General features: G+C 59.2%; 17 protein-coding genes. 4 read left to right on the forward strand and 13 right to left on the reverse strand.

Going from position 1 to position 20,204, the window contains the following annotated elements; all coding sequences use genetic code 11:
• Position 1 precedes the first annotated feature (1 nt).
• Positions 2-1,315, forward strand: coding sequence for an ROK family transcriptional regulator (locus ACQZ6F_RS25435; RefSeq protein ID WP_449094526.1), 1,314 nt, complete (start codon positions 2-4; stop codon positions 1,313-1,315).
• Between the two features lie 51 nt (positions 1,316-1,366).
• On the opposite strand, the gene ACQZ6F_RS25440 is transcribed toward ACQZ6F_RS25435, so the two are convergent.
• From ACQZ6F_RS25440 to ACQZ6F_RS25460, 5 genes are all read right to left on the reverse strand, one after another.
• Entirely contained in the window at positions 1,367-1,999 is a 633-nt protein-coding gene (locus tag ACQZ6F_RS25440; protein ID WP_449094527.1) for a phosphoribosyltransferase family protein, read from the reverse strand.
• Positions 1,989-2,669 carry an energy-coupling factor transporter transmembrane component T family protein gene (locus ACQZ6F_RS25445; protein WP_449094528.1) on the reverse strand — a complete coding sequence of 227 codons (681 nt, stop codon included), beginning with the start codon at positions 2,667-2,669 and terminating at the stop codon, positions 1,989-1,991. The genes ACQZ6F_RS25440 and ACQZ6F_RS25445 overlap by 11 nt, the downstream gene beginning before the upstream one ends.
• Complete coding sequence (locus ACQZ6F_RS25450; protein ID WP_449094529.1) at positions 2,666-4,189, reverse strand: ABC transporter ATP-binding protein; 1,524 nt, start codon at positions 4,187-4,189, stop codon at positions 2,666-2,668. The genes ACQZ6F_RS25445 and ACQZ6F_RS25450 overlap by 4 nt, the downstream gene beginning before the upstream one ends.
• 19 nt (positions 4,190-4,208) lie before the next feature.
• On the reverse strand, positions 4,209-4,781 hold the full coding sequence (locus ACQZ6F_RS25455) for an aminotriazole resistance protein (protein WP_077467372.1): 573 nt from the start codon (positions 4,779-4,781) through the stop codon (positions 4,209-4,211).
• A 354-nt stretch (positions 4,782-5,135) separates the two neighbouring features.
• Positions 5,136-5,885, reverse strand: coding sequence for a phosphoribosyltransferase family protein (locus ACQZ6F_RS25460; RefSeq protein WP_449094530.1), 750 nt, complete (start codon positions 5,883-5,885; stop codon positions 5,136-5,138).
• 95 nt (positions 5,886-5,980) lie between these two features.
• Here ACQZ6F_RS25460 and ACQZ6F_RS25465 point away from each other — a divergent pair, with 95 nt between their 5' ends.
• Together ACQZ6F_RS25465 and ACQZ6F_RS25470 are read left to right on the forward strand one after the other, a co-directional pair.
• A complete protein-coding gene (locus ACQZ6F_RS25465; protein ID WP_449094531.1) occupies positions 5,981-6,925 on the forward strand; it encodes a LysR family transcriptional regulator in 945 nt (314 codons plus the stop codon).
• A 629-nt stretch (positions 6,926-7,554) separates the two neighbouring features.
• Positions 7,555-7,986, forward strand: a complete 432-nt coding sequence (locus ACQZ6F_RS25470) for a DUF3846 domain-containing protein (protein ID WP_449094532.1) — start codon at positions 7,555-7,557, stop codon at positions 7,984-7,986.
• Between the two features lie 716 nt (positions 7,987-8,702).
• On the opposite strand, the gene ACQZ6F_RS25475 is transcribed toward ACQZ6F_RS25470, so the two are convergent.
• The 8 genes from ACQZ6F_RS25475 to ACQZ6F_RS25510 form a co-directional block, all read right to left on the reverse strand.
• Positions 8,703-9,437, reverse strand: coding sequence for an ATP-binding cassette domain-containing protein (locus ACQZ6F_RS25475; RefSeq protein ID WP_068399492.1), 735 nt, complete (start codon positions 9,435-9,437; stop codon positions 8,703-8,705).
• Positions 9,438-9,448: 11 nt separating this feature from the next.
• The gene (locus ACQZ6F_RS25480) at positions 9,449-10,648 is read right to left on the reverse strand and encodes an alanine racemase (RefSeq protein WP_449094533.1); all 1,200 of its coding nucleotides are present in this window, start codon (positions 10,646-10,648) and stop codon (positions 9,449-9,451) included.
• Between the two features lie 14 nt (positions 10,649-10,662).
• Complete coding sequence (locus ACQZ6F_RS25485; RefSeq protein WP_449094534.1) at positions 10,663-11,604, reverse strand: ABC transporter permease; 942 nt, start codon at positions 11,602-11,604, stop codon at positions 10,663-10,665.
• Between the two features lie 85 nt (positions 11,605-11,689).
• Positions 11,690-12,754, reverse strand: a complete 1,065-nt coding sequence (locus ACQZ6F_RS25490) for a substrate-binding domain-containing protein (RefSeq protein WP_449094535.1) — start codon at positions 12,752-12,754, stop codon at positions 11,690-11,692.
• Positions 12,755-12,818: 64 nt separating this feature from the next.
• Complete coding sequence (locus ACQZ6F_RS25495; protein ID WP_174073260.1) at positions 12,819-13,883, reverse strand: substrate-binding domain-containing protein; 1,065 nt, start codon at positions 13,881-13,883, stop codon at positions 12,819-12,821.
• A gap of 37 nt (positions 13,884-13,920) precedes the next feature.
• Positions 13,921-15,177: a M20 family metallopeptidase gene (locus tag ACQZ6F_RS25500; RefSeq protein ID WP_449094536.1), complete on the reverse strand. Its 1,257-nt coding sequence runs from the start codon at positions 15,175-15,177 to the stop codon at positions 13,921-13,923.
• Positions 15,177-16,388, reverse strand: coding sequence for an ROK family transcriptional regulator (locus ACQZ6F_RS25505; RefSeq protein ID WP_449094537.1), 1,212 nt, complete (start codon positions 16,386-16,388; stop codon positions 15,177-15,179). Before ACQZ6F_RS25505 ends, ACQZ6F_RS25500 begins: the two co-directional genes overlap by 1 nt.
• 341 nt (positions 16,389-16,729) lie before the next feature.
• Complete coding sequence (locus ACQZ6F_RS25510; protein ID WP_449094538.1) at positions 16,730-18,094, reverse strand: LLM class flavin-dependent oxidoreductase; 1,365 nt, start codon at positions 18,092-18,094, stop codon at positions 16,730-16,732.
• Positions 18,095-18,515: 421 nt separating this feature from the next.
• Here ACQZ6F_RS25510 and ACQZ6F_RS25515 point away from each other — a divergent pair, with 421 nt between their 5' ends.
• Positions 18,516-20,168, forward strand: coding sequence for an ABC transporter substrate-binding protein (locus ACQZ6F_RS25515; RefSeq protein ID WP_449094539.1), 1,653 nt, complete (start codon positions 18,516-18,518; stop codon positions 20,166-20,168).
• Positions 20,169-20,204: the final 36 nt, after the last annotated feature.

The raw sequence follows: 20,204 nt of genomic DNA on the forward strand, positions 1-20,204 counted from the left end.
AATGACCGATACGCCAAGGAAAGGGTCAGGAGCGGCCAAGTTGACCAAGCTTGCCGGTGGACGGCAAAGGCTGCCTGACATTACCGGCACCAATCTCGAGCATACCCGCATTTTCAACCGGCGCCTCATCTTCGAGGCGCTGCATCAGTCCGGCCCGCTCAGCCGGATCGACATCGCCAAGCGGGTCGGGCTAACGCCGCAGACCGTCTCCGGCATCACGAGGGAACTGCTCGACCAGCAGTTCATCATCGAGACCGGGCGCTCGCAAGGCCAGCGCGGGCAACCGCAAATCTATCTCGGCCCCAACCCGGTTGCCGGCTTCTCCATCGGTATCCATCTCGATCGCAATCGCGTCGTCATGGTCGTCTGCAATCTGCTGCTTGAAGTCATCGGCCGCAAAATCTGGGCAGGCGACACCCGCGATCCCGATTCGACATTGAAACACATTGCCCGCCTTACTGATGATCTGATCGCCGAGGCCGCCGTGCCGCGCGACAAGATCTGGAGCATCGGCCTGGTGCTGCCGACGCTGGATGAAGACATTTACGACTTTGCCACCAAGCAGCCTGGATGGGACGCCTGGGCCAACGTTCCGGTCGCCCAGCGCCTGAAAGACCTTTGCGGCCTGACGGTGCTCGTGGAGAACGACGCGACAGCAGCGGCGATTGGCGAGCATTTCGCCCGCAGCGACAGGGACAAGCGCAATTTCGCCCATCTCTATATAGGTTACGGCGTCGGCGCCGGCGTGATCATCGACGGCATGCCCTTGAAGGGCGTCTGGGGCAATGCCGGTGAATTGGGGCTGCTGCCCTTTCAGCCAAAGCGAATGCGCGACAATGGCGAACCGCCGATCATCGATTCCGTCTTGTCGCTAAGCGGTATTGCGGCAGCGCTTGAATGGAGCATCGAGGAGGCCGATGCGGCCGTTGCCGACCTTTCAATCCTTGCCGATCTTCACAGCCAGCGCGACCCGCGGCTTTCGAGCTGGATGGAAGAGGCTGGGCTTTGTCTGCGCTTTCTCACCGCCATACTCGAAAGCACGACGGACCCCGAATTCATCACTGTGGGAGGATCGCTGCCACCCTCGATTATCGCTGCCCTGGTGGAGCGCGCCTATCCGCTGCATCGCTCGCTGAGCGAGCGCAAGGACAGGCTCTGGCCGCGACTCCTGGTTGGCCAGCTGACGGATGATGCACCGGTTATCGGTGCGGCGAGCCTGCCTATCTTCGTCACGACCAATCCGAATTTCCGCCACCTCTACATCCGCCAGCTCGGTGACGAGCAACGCCCTTTCGAACAACAGACGAGAGGTTAGCGGGATCGTCACCCGGATGTTCCTGGTGCCGACGGCTGAGGACAGGAGGCATCAGGTGCCGGGAATTGGCTCCCATGCCAAATCACCGGTCTTGGAAAACTGCGGGATATGGGCGAGGCCCTGAACGAGGTCACAGTCAGATCCCAACGTCTCCCGCCAATCGCGAGCTTCCGTGAGGATGACGCCGATACCGACAACTTCGGCGCCGGCCTTGCGCACCAGCTCCAGCGAGCCCTTGAGGCTCGATCCGGAAGCGACCACGTCGTCGACGACCAGCACGCGCTTGCCCTTGAGAAGAGGGATCGCGGCGCGGTCCAGCAGCAGACGCTGTTCACCCTTGGAGGTGATGGAAGAGATGCGCTGCTCCAATGCATTCGCCAGATGGATTTTTGGCGACTTCTGCAGGACGACATAGTTGTTGAGGCCGAGCGCACGGGTGACCTCGATAGCGACCGGAATGCCGAGCGTCGCGGTGCCCACCACGATATCGGGCTTGAGCGATGCGAATTTGGCGGCAAGCTTGACGCCGACATGTTCGCCGAATTTCACGCCGAGATCGATGACCATCATGAGCGAAATGGCAAAATCCGGCTTGATCGCCACGATCGGCAGATCGACGGCATAGCCGGAAACATCGACGCTCCAGTTCTGCCCCGTTCTTGGCTCCATGGTCTCAGAAGTCATTGGCTCTATCCTTCATGCTGAGGCGCTGCTCGACCATCAGGCCGACCTCTCGCCAGGTTGTTCGCTTGTGTTTCAGATCATACCCATAGAGGGTCAGGGAAAATGAAATTGCATGTGCCATGCGGATCGCCTGAACCAGCAGCGGAATGCCGCGCGCCAGCGCGAACCGCATCTTCGTGGGTAGACTGACGTCGTCTATCTCCATGCCGCGGGAACGCTGGGCATCCGCGATACGCTCGAAATCATCCCGCAACATCGGAATGACACCGAAGGTCAGCGAGAGAACAAGTGTGGCGATCGGCGGCAGCCGTGCAGCACTTGACGCTGCCAATATCGCGCCCGGAGAACTCGTCTCCATGACGAAGTAGAAGGCTGCGGTCGTCGTGACCAGCCTTGCCGCCATCGCCATGGCGACAGACAGGGCTTGAGGCGTCGAAAGGCCCTGTAGCCACAGGTTGATCATCCAGCTCGCTATGACCATGCCGGTGAGCAGAGCGGCGCCCTTGAGATAACCGCGAAGACCGGGAACCTTCAGCACCCACAGAAGAAACAGGCAAACAAGCGCAAGGAGCAGGCCGAAGCGCCAATCCGGAGCAAACCAGGCAGCCAGCATGATGATGAAGGCAATTCCCAGCTTGATGAAAAAATTGAGCTCGTGCAGCCGGGTCATGCCATGCTCCATGCGGCCACATCATAGGGCGCTTGCCAGCCGAGAGAGCGGAAGGTGTCGCTTTGCCATCCGTCTTTGGAGCTTCCCTCGAATGCGATCTTGCCATTGTCGAGGACCATCAGGCGCGTGGCCAGATCATCGACCAGTTCGAGATCGTGCGAGATCAACATGACCGCACGTCCCGAGGACTGCATTGACGAGATGAAGAGCTCCAGCATCTGCCGACCCTTGATGTCCCTGCTCAACAGCGGCTCATCGATAATGGCGACAAGTGCTCCGGTCGCATCGGCGCAAGCCAGCCCCAGCAACGCCTGCTGACGGGCTGACAGAGCAAAGGGATTGGCCTCGGCGAGGTCGGAGAGCCCGTAGCGCGCGAGCGCAGCCTTGGCACGTTCGATCACCGCCGGATCGCTTGATGAGGCACTCGAAGCCGTGATGGCGAAGATCACTTCACCGAGCACGCTCATGTTGAATAGAATGTGGCGCATGTTTTGCGGAATATAGGCAATCTTGTGGGCTCGTGCGGCGACGGACCATTCATTCGCGTTCGTGCCGTCAAAGAGGATCGTACCCGAGGTGGTTTTCAGAAGCCCGAGGATCGATTTGAACAGCGTCGTCTTGCCGGCACCGTTGCGGCCGATGAGCGCGAGCACTTCGCCGGCACGGACATCGAAACCTACATCCTTCAACACCGGGTTTCCACGAGACCGGGCGAGCTGGCTTGTCAGCCCCAAAACAGTCAACAGCGGCCGGCCAGTCTCGCTGGCCCGTCGTTCAGGCCGGGCACGCATCGGCGGCAAAATGCCGGCTTCGGCCCAGGCTGCATGCTGTGTCAGAACGGTTTTTGGCGGCATGCTGGGAGAAACATTGCCTCCATGCAACAAGGCTATGCTGTCGATCACGGAATAGAGTGCCAAAGGGTCCTGCTCCGAGATCAATAGGGTCGAAACGCTACCGGACACCTTCTGCAGGATATTGGAGAGCCGCATACGGGCGGCGGGATCGAGCCCGGTCGTGGGCTCGTCCAGCACCAGAATTTTCGGGTTCGAAGCCAGCGCCGCGGCAATGGTGACCATTCGCCGTTCGCCACCCGAAAGCGTCAGCACGCGACGGCCCCGCAGCTCCTCCAGCTCGAATTCCGCAATGAGCTCGGCAAGTCGATTGCGGATTGCGCTTCGCTCGACGCCCCTGTTCTCCAAGGGAAAGGCGATGACATCCTCGACGCAGATGTCCCAAAGCTGGTCTTCGCTATTTTGCGACACGAAACCGATCGTGCCGAACAGCTCTTTCTTGGTAAAAGAGAGGAGCGGGCGGCCCGCGAGCTCCACGCGGCCGGAGAATTCGGCGGCGTGTATGAGACGCGGGATCAGACCGGCGGCAACGCCGAGCAGCGTCGACTTGCCGCTGCCGGCTTCGCCACAGACGAGAAGGCGCTGCCCCTCGTCAAGCGTACAATTGGCTTCGGCAAGCACCGGTACAGGACCGCCGAAACCGATCGTCAGATTTGCGATATTGAGCACTTGTTGATCCAGGTCGGGTTCAGAAACGCTTGAAGCCGGCCGGATGCGCGCTCTTCAGAATTTTCATTGCAGGAATGATCAGAAGCGGCGTGCCGATGACCATCGGGACGATGTCGGACAGGCCGAGATAACCAAAACCCCACCAGAACGGGAAAATCCCAAGATAGGCAAGGCTTGCGGACACGGCTATCACCATAACCAGACCGACAACAAGGCAAGCCACGGCGATCTTGATCAGTGCCAGACGATCAAAAACAGTCTTGGCGGGATCGAAGAGTAGGCCCGGCACAAGGCCGGTCAGGCCGACCATGATGCCGTCGACGATGAGCGAATGCGCGGGAATGAACGTGCCGGCCAGAAGCGACCAAACGATAGTACCGAGATAGCCGCAGATGAAGCCGCTGCGCCAACCAAGCAGGATGCCGATCACCGGCGGCAGAAACGCGAAAATGCGCCACTGGATGACGCCGGGCACGAGCTGGATTGGATTGGCATAAGCCCAGAGCACGCCGGTGGCGGCAGCCGCCACGATCGAAAGCACGATGGGAAAGAGAGTATTGCCGTCAGTCTGAGACGCGGTCGCTTGCTGCATGTTTCTTGCCCCTTTGAAAGTAATTTCCGGAAATTCCTGAAAGCCGGCTGGAACGGCTCTCCGTGATGAGTCAGACGCACATTTGGTCCCGAAGTGACATCCTGGGAATTCCTCCTCTTGAGATGCCCCAGCTTTCTCGGGTTTCTTCAGTCATGGGAAGCGATTGGCAATCCAAAGAACGCGCTTTCCAGGACGTAAGCGACTTATAGGAAATGCAAATCACGAAAACCATTCCAGATTGTATTTAAAGTGTGATTTAGTCCATTGAATTTCAGCGGGCCAATCCAATGCAAACATGCCCAGATCGGTCTATGACCATGGCAGGATGATGCAGGCAAAACGTCGGCGCCATGCTTACATTCCCGCCACGCTTTTTGCGGCTGCAGAGCGTGCCCGCCGGGTCTGCGGCAAACCCCTGACGCTCGAAACCCGTTCACCAGTCCAGGCATTTTTCTCCGTCGCGCTATCCGGTGTGGCCACGCCGTCGATAATGTCGAACTGAGGAATATGACCCAGGCTGGTCACCAATCTGGCGTCATCGCCGAGCAGGTCTCGCCAGGTGTGGCCCTCGGTCAGGATGGCGCCGGCGCCAACTATGTGTCCTCCGGCTCGCCGCACGAGCCTGATTGCCGCCGCCATGCTGGAACCGGTGGCGATGACATCATCGACAACGAGAACGCGCCGGCCCTGAAGCAGGGCGATCGAACGGCGATCGAGCAGAAGACGCTGGGGCACTGCAGTCGTGATGGAACGGACATCCTCCACCAGCGCGTCGGCAAGATGAAATTTCGGCGACTTCTGCAAGACGACATATTGGTCGATGCCAAGGCGCCGTGAGACCTCGATGGCGACCGGAACACCCAATGTGGCGCTGCCAACCACTATATCCGGCTGCGTCTGCGCAAAATGTTGAGCAAGTGCATCGCCGACAATGTCGCCAAACCGGATTCCCATGTCGATGACCATCAGCAATGCAATGGCTCGCCGATCGCTTAGCTGGATAATTGGCAGGTTGAAATCTTCGCCGGCAATCTCGATCTGATAGGTTTGCGGGGTCTCCAGATACATGATCGCGGCCTTCGTGCCATCGGTGTTTGCATTCAAATTACTGTCTTAGTAGACACTAGGTCACACAATTTTTACAAACAGAAAAATTCGTCCGGTGCGTTTCCTTTTCTTCAACGAGGCATACCTCCCGAATGAGCAGGCTCCTGTTTTCCCGCTTCGCACATTACCTCGACGAGATCGCCAATCGCGGCTCGATCCGGAAAGCCGCGGAGAAGCTGAATGTGTCGGCTTCGGCCATCAACAAACAGCTCATCGGCGCCGAAGAGGAGTTCGGCGTTCCCTTGTTCGAGCGCCTGCCGCGCGGGATGCGGTTGACCTCGGCGGGCGAGTTGCTCGTCAACGGCTATCGAGAATGGAACAAGGATCTATCTCGGATCAAATCCGAGATAGAGGAATTGAAAGGACTTCGCCGCGGCGAGGTCAAAATTGCTGCCTCCCAGGAAACTGCGCCCGACTTTCTGCCTGCGGTGATCGCGCGGTTCATGAAGGATCATCCTCGCATTCGAAATTCAGTCACGGTGGTGGAGTCGGACCGCGTGCGCCAACTGGTCAGGGAGGGAGGCGCAGACTTCGGGCTGACATTCAGCCCCCTGCCCCTGCCAGGTGTCAGCGTCACGCGCTCGACCGACTTCCAGCTCGTGGCGATCCTGCCGAGCACTGCGGGTGCGGAGCAGCCGGATCGAATATCCATGGACGAATTCTTCAAGAAGCCGACGATCGTTCCCGATGCTAGCAGTCACCTGCGCGATGTTGTCGACATCGCCGCGGCGCGTATCAACACCAGATTTCAGCCCGTCCTGACGACCAATAGCCTGGCGCTTATGCGTTCCATGGTGCGTGAAGGCTGCGGTTTCGGTGTAACGGCCATAGCTTCCGGCATGCCCCTCGAACATGAGGGTGGATTGCACTATGCCCGCATAGATGATGGTGGTCTGCCGCCAATGGTGCTTTCGCTGATCGTGGATCCGCGTCGCAGCCTTTCGATGACGTCGATCATCGCACGCAGATACTTTGAAGAATATCTTGATGAGATCGCATTTCGCGCAGGAAAATCATCCGAGCACTCACCCGAATAATTGAATTTTACAGGAATAAAAGTGAGCACTCGAAGTTCGGCAAACATCCGCCGAAATGATAAATGATATTTAGCTGGCGGTGAATTTCGACAGTTTCTTTCATCTGACCTGACGTTGCTGTCTCCATCGACCAAACTCGGGCACGTCGATCTTTTGACAGCTTTTCTCATCCTCGCCGACTACCTCGACCTTATCAGGAAAGACCGACATATCGTCGATCGCCTTATTCGGCTGCCGGCCCGTAAGTCTCTCCTTCTGTTGAGAAAAAGGAAACACACCGCGCGAATATTAATGCTTGTAAAAGTTGTATGACGCCAGCCCTATAGAGGCAATATCTTCTAATGCTAATTCTCGAGGTAGCACGGGAGTGGCTGTTGATTTTAGCCCATCCGAACCAGCCACACCGGTTGGCGATCTAAATCTTTCATGGGATTTCGTCGTCAACTCTGCGTCGTCAATGGAGGTCGAAGGAAGTCGGCCCCTAGCTCTCTGCGTCCGCAGGCGGCTCCGCCTCATTTCCTCTGTTCCGCAGGCTGACGAATCCCTCGCGCTTGGGAAAAGACGCGATGCACCAATGTCGCTGGAGGCAGAAACCGTGCTCCACGGACCGGCAAATTGGAGAAATCCGTATGCCTAAGGCCAAATCATATCTCTTGAACACGGCGAGTGGAACGATCCGAACAGTGATGCTTCCCGCGCGCAATCGGACCAAACATATTCACGAACTGATCGGATCCGATATGGTCGATATCGTTCGCGTCAAGGACTCGCATCTTGTCTATGCCGATAACAATCGCCTGGCCGACGGACTTCCAAGCGTAACGGACATGAAGGGCCACCCCTCGCCGTTCGCCGGCAATCTGCTGATCGTCGGCAATGACGAAAGCAGCGACACCGCAAGCGTCAGCGCCAGCATTGACGACGTCGCTTCGTGGTTCACCATAATTCGCCCAGTGTTCCTGCCTGTTTTCGAGACAGTACGCGAATCTCAAAGCGTCGAGCTCCGGGTCATTCGCCTGGATGTCCGCATTGAGCGCTCAGCACCGAACGTTATCGGGTAGTTGCAAAAGAGCAGCTCGTCATGGTTTGGCGACGTTCTCTGGCTGGTTTCGTCTGCAAAAAACATTTGCTTATGTGGAGCGTGCTGCTCCTTTCCCGCGCGGAATCTGAGCATTAGGCCCGATTCCACGCTCGCCAATGCGAATGAGGGTCGACGCGAGGTTCAATCGATTTCCCTGGAAAAATGCACCGCGGATGTGCCGAATGCGAATATACACTGAGCCCACTAATATTAAGGGCTAACTCAATCCGCCACAAGGATACCGTGATCCTTGCCCGCCCCATCTACAACCATTGAATACATTAGCATCTACGTTATATGTGCGAGTAAATTACGTGATGGTGGTGACTGGTGGCACGATATTATTTCAAGGTTCGAGATGAATTCAAACGCGTTCTGGCAGAAAATGATATCGAGGAAGTCGATCACCTGACAGCCTGCCGATCTGTTGCAATGGCTCTGGCAGTTTTTACCTTCGACACCAGGGCACCTCCGAGCACTTCAGTCGAACTACAGGATGCTTCGGGGGCTCGCGTTGCCGTTATTACGCTTTCGGTTGAAACCTGATGAGAGCTTTTTCACGGGTTGGCCAACAGCGATGGGCAGGAGCGATCTCTCGCGATTGACTTGTCGCGCGGCAACTTGAGTAGGCCCTTTAAGCGGACGGCGCTCTGTCGGTTTTCACCGGGAAAGCTGCGACATCGATGCGGTTGATCGTTACACTCCCGTGATCATCGAAACGATCTCGTTCTTGTCGGTCTCCGATGTCTTGCGGATGCCGATCTGCTTACCACGGCGGAGCACGCAGATACGGTCGGAAAGCTTGAACACCTGATCGAGGCTGTGGCTGATGATCAGCACGCCGATATTGCGGGATTTCAGTGATTGCACGATCGCCTCGACCTTCGCAGTTTCGGCGACACCGAGTGCTGCCGTGGGCTCATCGAGCAGGATCAGCTTCTTTGCCCAGCGAGTGGCCCGGGCGATTGCCACGCCCTGCCGCTGGCCGCCGGAAAGATCCTTGATCGTCGCATGTGCCGAGGGAATGCGGACATCGAGTTCCTGAACCAGCTTCTCAGTTTCCGCGATCATCGTCTTGCGATCGAGCAAGCCAAGGCCATTGGTCAACTCGCGCCCGAGAAACATGTTCATGTAGACGGTCTGCTGATCGGCGAGAGCCAGATCCTGATAGACGACCTCGATGCCATGCGAACGCGCCATCGTCGCGCTCGACATGCTCACAGTATCGCCCTCGATGGTAATCGTCCCCGAAGACGGGGCGTAGACACCCGAGATGATCTTGATCAGCGTCGACTTGCCGGCGCCATTGTCGCCGACCAGCGCCACGATCTCACCGGGATGAATATCGAGCGAGAAGTTTTCGATCGCCACGACGGCATCGAAGTTCTTCTTGATGTCCTTGAGCTCGAGGACGGGAGCGGAAGCATTCATCTCATATACCTTTAAACCGGCCAGGATTCGGCTTCGCCGAAACTGTTCTCGATGGTTTCGACCTTGGGCTGCCCCTTGGAAATGCCGGATATGCCTACGACATAGGCGCGGGTGACAAAGGCCTGACCGCGGAAACCGAACACGGCAGTGTCGCCCGGCTTCGGTGCGTTGGGGCCGGCGGCATCGATCATTGCGTAGTAATCGATCATCGATGGCGGCGGGACCTCGACGCTGCGGAGCGCCGACGCCGCCACAGTCGGCTCGTCCGAGACGATCGCCTTGACGTCGTAATCCGGGAAGATCGGATCGATGTAGAAGCCGCCGCCGAGGCAATAAGCCTTGCCACCCGACAGATGCGATACTTCGGTCAGATAGCAGACGGCAGGCAGTTCCGGCAGGTCCTCGACGGCATGCAGTGCCGTGGTGCCGTGCAACCCATTGCCGGGTTCGCATTGAGTGGCGCCGGCATCGGCAAGCGCCTGCAACAAGATCGACGAGGTCGTGCCCGGCGCATTGACCTCGATATTCGTGCGGCCGGCTTTCGCCAGCGCCTCTGCCGCCTTGGTCAGCGTGGCGAGGTTATGGGTCGGGATAACCTTGCGCGTCTCGTGATCGAATAGCAGCGCCGGGAAAGTGGTGATGCCGGCAAACCGGCCGCCATCCAGCCTGTCGAAGCCATCGGCGACATCAGCCACATCAGCGGCATCGAAGCCGCCTTCATGACCGCGATAGAAGGTGTCGCCTTCGGCCTTGATACGGGCGAGCAGGTTCTGCGTGTATCCCGCAGCCTTGGCACCGGCTGCTGCTTCGGCGGCTTTCTCGTCGTTGAACACAGTCCAGTAATCGGGGCGGAAGTTTGCGGCGGCAGCCTTCGCCTCATGACGCGCCACCTGCTGGAGATGGCCGAGATGGCCGACCTTGAGGCCGGCGCGATGCGTGGCGCGGGCGCAGGCCATGTCGACGGCGACCGAGCGGTCGATCCCGCCGCGCATGACGGCATGCGCAAAAGAACTGGCGCGGCCAACCTGCTTGGTCATCGCGAAGATCTTCAGACCCAGCCGCTCGGCTTCGGTCTTCAGCACGCGGGCATTGGTCTCGACCGTATCAAGATCGAGCACGTAGGAATTGGCGGGAATCCTGCCCTCACGATGCAGCGCGATGGCGGCCTCGATGAATTTGGGATTGCGGCGGCGGAGAACGTCGAGAAACATCGGAAAACCCTTCCTTAGCGCTGCTTTTCGCGCAGCGACACGGCCACCGCCGCGAGAATGATGAAGCCACGCACGATCATTTGATCGGACACCGAAAGTCCCATCAGGATCAGGCCATTGTTGAGCATGCCCATCATCAGCGAACCCACGAGCGCGCCGACGATCGACCCCCTGCCGCCATTGAGCAGCGTGCCGCCGACGATGACGGCTGCGATAACAGTCATGAGATCGGTTTCGCCGAGCGTATATTTGGCGGCCTGCAGCCGGCCGGCGTAAAGCAGCCCTGCGAGCCCGGCGAGACCGCCACTCAGCATCATGACCGCAAGGCGGATACGCGGCACCTTGATGCCGGAGACGCCGGCCGCGCGGGCATTGTCGCCCACCGCAAGCACATGCGCGCCGAAGCGGGTTTCGCGATAGATGACATGCCCGACGATGATGGCGAGGATGGTCCACCAGATCAACGACGGGATACCGAGAAGCGAACCCGAGCCGAAGAAACCGGTGAACATCTCGTCGGTCACGGGCACCGAGCGCAGATTGGTCAGCGATCGCGCCACGCCGGCAAACAGACCCATCGTCGCAAGGGTGACGAGAAAGGACGGCAGGCGCACGAAGGCAACCAGCATGCCGTTGGCAAAACCGATTGCCAGCCCCGCGCCCATTCCCGCAAGAATACCGGGCACCATGCCGTAGTTCTCTATGACCACGGCGGCGCTCAGCGCGGAAACCGCGACGATCGACCCGATGGAAAGGTCGATTTCGCCCGCCGACAGCACGAAGACCAGGCCGATGGCCATGATCGTCACCGGCGCGGTCTGCAGCACGATGTTGGAGAGGTTCCGCGCCGTCAGAAAGCCGCTATCCTTCAACACGATAGCGAAGAACAGGAAGATTGCGACGAAGCCGAAATAGACGACATATTGCTGAAGATTGATGCGGCTTTTCATGGTCATGACCGGCGCGCCTGTTTTGCTAGCGATAGACATATCGGTTCTTCCGAATAGGGATGGGCGGGCGGCGACGCCTCCCGCCGCGCAGTTACTTCAGGGCGCTGGCGATGCTCGCCGGGACATCCCTGTGCAGCGACTTCTGCCAGCCTTCCCTCACGGTACCCTTCGTGACGGCGAGAGAATCGACCACCAGGAACGGAGCGGCCTGCTTGCCCACAAGTGATCCAGCCGTTGCGCGGGCCGCAGTGACGCCGATATTGTAGGCCTCGTCGGCGACCAGCGCCGCCACATTACCGCCCTTGACCATATCGAGTGCCGCGGGTTCGTTGAGGTCGAGCGCGACGATCCTGGTATGGGTATTGCCGGCGGAGCGCAGCGTCGAAAGCACGCTGAGCGCTGGCTCGGCCCAGGTGACATAGATACCGTCGAGGTCGGGGTGCTGCGTCACCATCGCCTGGGCGATTTCCTCGGCGCGCGCCGGGTCGGCCATGCCCTGCTCGGCTACGATCCTCATCTCGGGATAATCCTGCTCGATGGTCTTCTTGAAAGCCTGGTCGCGCTGGTTGGTCACGTAGAAATCGGCATCGTGGAAGATGTAACCAACCTTGCCCTTGCTTCCGAGAGCGGTCGCCATCGCGATGCCAGCCTTGTGGCCCATCTGGAACAGGTCGTCGGAGACGATCGTCACGTAATCCTTGCCCTGCACATAGCCAGCCGGAGAATTGTCGACGAAGCCGAGCTTGACGCCGGCCTTGAGCGCTGGATCGTAGACATTCGCCGCCGAAGCAGGATCGACAGGTAGCGAAAGGATAATGGATGGCTTCTTGGCGAGCACGGTCTCGATATCGGACTTCTGGCGGGCAGCGTCGAAACCGGCATTGGTCTCGGCGATCACCTCGATACCCAGGCGCTTGAACTCGTCGCGAGCACCGGCATTGACGGCTGTCGTATATTCGCTCATTTCGTGCCAGACGAGCGCGGCGGAGAACTTGCCGTCCTTGATCTTCTGCTCTTCCGCAGACGTCAGGGTGTAGCTTGCGGCGGGCGTCGGCTTCTCGCCATGCGGGCCAGAGGTCTGGCCTTCAGCCGCAAAGGCGTGGCCCGAGACGAAGGCAGCCGCAAGGCCGAGCGAAAGCATGGAAAACATGCGCATCAGGTTTACTCCGAAAGAATGTGCCAGGGAGCCGGCGGCGCATCTGGTCGCCGGCAATGCGCGATCACTTCGCGGCGTCGAGAACCGACTTCGGCGCATCGCGATTAAGCGATTCCTTCCAACCCTCGGCGACATTGGCCTTGGTGACGGTCAGCGCGGGCGCGACGATGAAGGGCGGGGTCTTTTCGCCGATCAGCGACTTCATTCCGGTTGCCGCCATCGCCCGGCCAAGTTCATAGGCCTTGTCGGCGACGATCGCCGTGACATTGCCGCCCTTCACCATGTCGAGGCCAACAGGCTCGGAAAGGTCGAGCGTGACGACCTTGGTATGCTTGTTGCCGGCGCTGCGAAGTGCAGCCAGCACGCCATCGGCCGGTTCGGCCCAGGTCACATAGATGCCGTCGAGATCGGGATGCTGCAGCAGCATGGCGTTGGCCAGTTCCTCGGCGCGAGCCGGATCGGAAATCCCCTGCTCGGCGACGATCTTGATATCGGGGTAATCCTTCTCGATCGTTGACTTGAACGCCTGGTCGCGCTGGTTGGTCACATAATAGGTCGCGTCGTGGAAAATATAACCGACCTTGCCCTTCTTGCCGATCGCCGTTGCGAGCGCGTCAGCTGCCTGCTTGCCCATCTGGAATAGGTCGTCGGTGACGATGGCGGCATAATCGGTGTCGTGCTTGTAGCCCGTCGGCAGGTTGGACAGGAACACGAGCTTCGTGCCGTCCTTGACCGCCTGCTTGAACGCTTCGGCTGAGGTGGTCGGATCGAGCGGCAGCGCCAGGATGACATTCGGCTTGGCCGCGAGCGCCGTCTCGATGTCGCTGCGCTGCTTGGCGGCATCGAAGCCGGCATCCGTGGTGACCACGACATCGACGCCCGCCTTGGCGAACTCATCCTTGGCACCGGCTGAGACCGCGTTGGTAAAATCCGATGACGTATGCCAGAGCAGTGCCGCCTTGTAGCCCTTGCCCTTGAGCTTGGCGAGATCGGCGTCGGAGAGTTTGACTTCGGCGCTTTTCGTGGCGGTTTCGCCCGACGGACCGGTGGTCTCCGCATGCGCAAGCAGCGGTGCCGCAATCAAGGCGCTGGCCAGCAGCGCTGCATTCAACATTTTCCTCATCAGCATTGTTGGGTTCCCTTTTTGATTTATTGATTTGCAGTCTCTATTCCGCCACGCCGCAATAGCGCGCCATGAAGCTGGCAAACGCGACTATCCCGGCGAGGTATTCCTCTATCTCGACGTGTTCCTCAAATGTGTGGCAGTTGCGGATATCACCCGGCGCGCAATAAACAGCCGGAATACCCAAGCGGTTGACGAAGAACGGCGATTCCGACCAGAACGGAGCGCCCTGGATTTCACCGCGGCCGGCCATGGCTTCGGCAACAGCAGCGCAAAGCATCGATACGGCAGGCAGATCGGGATCGATCTCCGCCGCTGAGCCGCCCACCTTGTGGTCGCGGCCGGCTGGATAGGAGATGTCGACCTTGATGTCGGGATCGGCGATCGCCGCGCGAATGACCATCTCCATCTGGTTCGCAGCATCGTCAAGCGATTCGCCCGGCAGCAGCTTGCGGATCAGCGAGAGCTTGCATTCCTCCGGCACGGCAATGAAGCCACCACCTGTAAGCCCGGTGATCAGCAGAAAGCCACGCCCAATCAGCGGATGCTCGGCGCGCGCCGAGATTTCGTCGGAATGCTTCCAAAGCGCCGACATGACGGCATGGCTGGCTTTCAGCGCATCCTTGCCAAGCTCCGGTACGCCGAAATAAGCGGATTTGCCGGTGATCGTAATGTCGGCGATGAAGAAACCGATCTGAGCGGAATAAACGGCAAGCTGGGTCGGCTCCGTATAGACAACGAAATCCGGCCTGGCGATTTCGCCGGCTTCGATGCGGGCAACGTAGTCCTTGACGCCGGCGGAAACTCCCGTGCCGGGCTGGCCGCTTTCCTCGTCGCCGACATAGGCGAAGGCGAGATCGCCCTTGAGCCTGATTCCAGCTTTATCGAGCAATGACAGGGCTGCAAGCGACGTGCAGATACCGGCCTTGAGATCCCCCGAGCCCCGCCCCCAGATCTGCCCGTCAATCATAGGCGCACCGAATGGATCCTCGCGCTCCGTGCTGGCCCAATGCTCCCGCCAGCCGTCGACATGCACCGTGTCGGTATGGCCGATGAACTGCAGCCGCTTGCCGCCGCCTGCACCCTTGCGCTCACCCCAGACATTTGGGCGGCCGGGAAGGAAATCAGCTGTCTGGACGTTCTCGACCCCGCGAGACTGCATCTCAGCCTGGAGCAGCGAGACGAAATTTGCCTCATTGCCAGTGATGCTCTCCCGGCCGATCGCGGCGCGCAGCAACGCTATCGCATCGTCTCTATCCAGCGCTGCGGCGAGCCGTTCGGTGAGGTCATCGGCGATCATCACACGGCCTCCCTGAAGGATACCGTCTCGGCCGGCGGCAACGACATGCGGCTATCGGGCGCATCGGCACCGAAAAGCGCGTTGTGCAGATGGCTAAGGCCGATCGCGGTCGCTCCGACGATTGCGGCACGCGCGCCGAGGACGCTCGTCTCGATCTGCACCGGATAGGGAAAGCACTGCGGCAGGAACTTTCGCACCCGCTCGATCAGCTCTTCGCGCAGGCCAATTGAGCCGCCGAGGATGACCTTCTGCGGATTGGCGATCGCCGCGATCGCGGCAATACCCCGCGCCAGAAGCCTGGCGGTTTCGTCGAGCACTGTCGCGGCGTTGTTGTCGCCAGCTGCAGCCTTCTCGAAAATCTCGGGAACTGTCGCGGCGTGACCAGCCAGTTCCTGATAGCGCTCGATGATCCCGAATGAAGCGACGACCCGCTCGTAAGCACCGGCCCGCAAGGATTCCGGATCGAACGGATCCGCGCCGAACGGCAGGAAACCAAGCTCGCCAGCGGCATTGCTGACGCCGCGCACCAGCTGACCATTGACCATCAGCCCGCCACCGATACCCGTGCCAACAGCAATATAGGCAAGGTTATCGATACCCTGACCCTGACCGAGCCAGTTCTCGCCGATGACACAGAGATTGACGTCATTTTCCAGCGCCACGGCGAAGCCGAGCGCCGTCTCAAGGGCTGCCGCGACATTCATCTTGTCGATTCCCGGAATGTTTGGCGCCAGAAGAATGCGGCCCGTCGACTGCTCCGGCGCACCGGGTGCGCCGACGACGGCCATGCGGATCTTTTCTCGAGGAATATTCTGATGCGCCGCGGCCTGCCAGCAGAGCGCCGCAATCTGGTCGATGACGAACTGCCCTCCCCTACGATCAGTCGGAGCCACTTCCTCAGCAAAGACCTGGCAGGCGAGATCGGCAATCGCCACGCGAACCTTGGTACCACCAAGATCGACAGCGGCGATATACGCCGCGTCCGGGATAAGCTCGTAGGTGACTGCGGTTCGGCCGATGTGACCCGAGGTACGGCCGGTTTCCTGCACCCAGCCATCCAGTTCGAGCTGGCGGACGATCTCGGAGATCGTCTGCTTGGAAAGGCCGGTCTGCTTGGCAATCGAGGCCCGCGAGATCGGCCCATTCTGAACGATCGCCTCCATGACGGCACGCTGCGAAAACTTTCTGGAGATGCGCTGGGTTTCGCTCACGGCGTCCTCAATTAATTCGTTCTGTCACCGAACTAAATAGGACTTGCAGGTCTCCGTCAAGAGCGGGTCATCGATGAAAGCCTAGATTTGACCCTATCCGGCACTCGAAGTGCCCCTGTGCGAGCGAGGAAAACCCAGGTCTGCCGTCGTGTTTTCCAATCGAGTTGCAGGCATAGCCCACCGCCACAGATCAAGCCCATTCCAAATCGGTTGTTCACCTCCTTATGCAGGTGCTGCTCAATCTCCCCCGCGATAGCAAGGAACTGAACCCGGTTGGCGCTGGATAGATTCGATCATGAGCCTAAGCTTCGAGCGGTCTCAAATGCACATGATTCAAGACGCTAGGATCTCTGGTGGCGATAGGATGCGCCTGCGTGGCGATCCGGCAACCGATCGCCTTCGTTGAAGAGTTTTCGCCGAAGCGCACCTTCCGCATAGGCCGTTTTGTAGATGCCGCGATCCTGCAGCGCGGGCACGACGATATCGATGAAATCTTCGAAGCTTTCCGGCATGACCGTGCGCGTCAGATTGAAGCCGTCGATTTCTCCCTCGTCCACCCAGGAAGCGAGCTCATCGGCAACGGTTGTGGCATCGCCGACGACGACCGGATAGCGGCCGCCCATGGCAAGCTCCTGCAGCAGCTGCCGCTTCGTCCAGCCACGCTGCTGCGCGATTTGCGTCGCCGACTGGCTGGCATTGGACGTGCCATAGGTAATGGTCTCGTCGAGATCGTACCGCGAAAAATCGATGCCGGTGCTCGCCGAGAAATGTGCAAGCCCCGCCTCCGGATTGGCATAGCGCAAATATTCCGCGTGCTTTTCTTTGGCGGCAACGGTGGAACGATCGGCGATAACAGTCATGCCAAGAAATATCTTGATGTCATCGGGCTTTCGCCCGGCCGCAACCACGGCTTCGCGCAGTGTACGGGAGGTCGCCCGCGCTGCATTCTTGTCGGTCGCGCCGATGAAGATACATTCGGCGTGACGGCCAGCGAACTGACGACCGCGACCGGATGTACCCGCCTGATAGAGTACCGGCGTGCGCTGCACCGAGGGCTCGGCGAGGTGATAGCCCTGCGAGCGATAGAACTGCCCCTGGTGATCGATAGCATGGACCTTGTTCGGATCGGCATAGATGCGCTTCTCCTTGTCCAGCAAAACGGCGTCATCCTCCCAACTGCCTTCCCAGAGCTTGTAGAGCACGCTCATATAATCATCGGCGCGATCGTAGCGGCTATCATGCTCGAGCTGCGTGTCGAGACCCAGGCCCCGCGCCGCGCTATCGAGGTAACCGGTGACGATATTCCAGCCGATACGCCCGTTCGTCAGATGATCGAGCGTCGACATACGCCTGGCAAAAATATAGGGCGCATCGGCGCTGGCATTGACGGTAACGCCGAAGCCGAGATGCTCAGTCACAGCCGCCATGGCCGACACCAGCATCAAGGGATCGTTGACCGGCAACTGAATGGATTCTCGCAACGTCAGATCGACCGAGTTCTGATAGACGTCGTAGACGCCGAGAATGTCGGCGAGGAATATGCCGTCGAACAGGCCGCGTTCCAAAGTGGCCGCAAGCGAGGTCCAGTAGTTGAGGGTCTTGTAACGATCGGACTGATCCCTTGGATGCGCCCATAATCCGTGATTGATGTGACCCACACAGTTCATGTTGAAGGCGTTGAGCAGGATCTTTTTCTTCTTGGTCATGATAGTGTCCGTCATTCCGGTCTAGATGGCGCGGCGGCCGCTTGCCGTTGAGATAGTAATTGCCGACGACTTGATATTTCCAGCCTACCGGGTCGTGAAGCGTATGTGTACGTACATTGCGCCAATGGCGATCGAAATTGTCGCCCACGAGCGTCGGGAAAGCTCCCGATAATTCGAACAACTCGCTGGCGGCAAGCAGGCTTGCCTTGGTCGGCGGAATTAGACTGCTACCCGTTACCAAAAGCGCTTTAACGTCAGAAGTTTAAGCCACGCCCGGAAAAGCTGATCCGTTCGAACACGAAAATGGGGCTAAAATAATCTACAAATTTAGTAGAAAAAGAACAACTGGTCTTTCTCTCAGCAATCCGTCTCCTTACGCTATGGGCCATGATCTTCCCGTCCAGCAATGCAGGATCTTTTCATGACCAAACCCTTTTCTTCGCTTTCTCTTAGTCGGCGCCGCCTTCTGATTGCCACCTCCGCGCTCGCAACCGGTGCCCTGGTGACGGCGGCAGGGCTTGGCCCAGCTCTGAGTGCCGACAGCCCGCGCAACGGTGGTGACATCACCTTCCTCATCGATTCCCTCGGCGATACCTGGATCCCGAACAACAGCGCGATCTCCAGCTTTCAAGGCCATATCTGGGGCCACGTCACCGATAAGCTTGTTTACGTCGATGCAGACGGCAAGGTCAGCCCCTGGATTGCCGAGCGATGGGAGCAGAACAACAGCGCCACCGAATTCACGCTCCACCTGAAGAGCGGCGTGACCTTCTCCGACGGTACCCCGCTCGACGCAGCCGCCGTCGTCGCCAATCTCGATATCTGGTATGCCGGCCGCAAGAAGGAAGGCATCAACCCGATCGGGCTCTTTCCGAAGACCTACGACCACGCCGAGGCGGTCAACACCAGTACCGTAAAAGTCATCTTCAAGAAGCCGACACTCGGTTTCATCCCGACACTCGGCTATCACGGCTCGATCCTGATCTCTCCGAAGACCATCGCGCAGCCTGCACCGCAACAGGCTGATCTCAGCAAGACCTCCGGCAGCGGCCCTTATCTGGTCAGCTCCTGGAAGGAAGGTGACTTCGTCAAACTGGTTAAGCGCAAGGACTATAACTGGGGTCCCCCGGCTGTCGGCCATACCGGCCCGGCCTATCTCGATTCAATCACCTACAAACTGGTATCCGAGCCGTCGCTGCGCGTCGCCTCTGTCCAGTCCGGCCAGGCCGATGTTGCCTACAATGCTTCGCCGCAGGAATTGCAGTCTCTCAAGGCCGACGGCTTCACCATCGCAACACCGCGCTATCTCGGCTTCGTCAACGGCTGGGCGGTCAACACCAAGCTCGCTCCCTATGATGACGTAAAGGTACGCCAGGCCCTGCAGGCCGGCATCAATCGTCAGGAAATCATCGACACCGTCTATACGCCCGACTGGAAGCTGGCGACATCCTTCATCCAGAGCAACGTGCCCGGCGCGACCGACCACAGCGATCTGCTGGCCTACGACCCGGGCAAGGCAGAGAAACTCCTCGATGAGGCGGGCTGGATCAAGGGCTCCGGCGGCATTCGCGCGAAGGATGGCAAGCAGCTGTCGCTGACAATCTACTCCAACCCCTATCTCGCAACCTCCAAGTCAATCGATGAGCTCATCGCCCAGCAGCTTGGCAAGATCGGCTGGAAGGTCGATATCCGGGCCTATGACGTCGTGACGTTTGGCCAAAAGGTCGCGTTCGGCGGCCCGGCTGTGGCGGCCTATGAGGTGACACGCAGCTTCATCGACGCCGGCACCGTCGCCGGCATCCTCACCAACGCCAATAACGGCGAGAACTGGTTCGCTCTTGATGAGAGGGACCAGAGGATCAACGAGCTGCGCGACAAGATTGCCAGCGCCGGCTCTGCCGAAATCCGTGCGCCGCTCCTCGACGAACTGCAGAAGTATGTCCTCGAACAGGGCTATTTCATCCCGCGCACGCAGATCGTCCAGCGGATCTATGTGCAGTCGCCGAAGCTCAAGGGCGAGACGTACAACGGCGTCGCCTATGCCAGCTACTACACGGCGACGATCACCGATTAACCCGCAATGCAATCGAGCAACGGAAGGATGTGAGCG

The organism is Rhizobium sp. A22-96, from assembly GCF_053521805.1.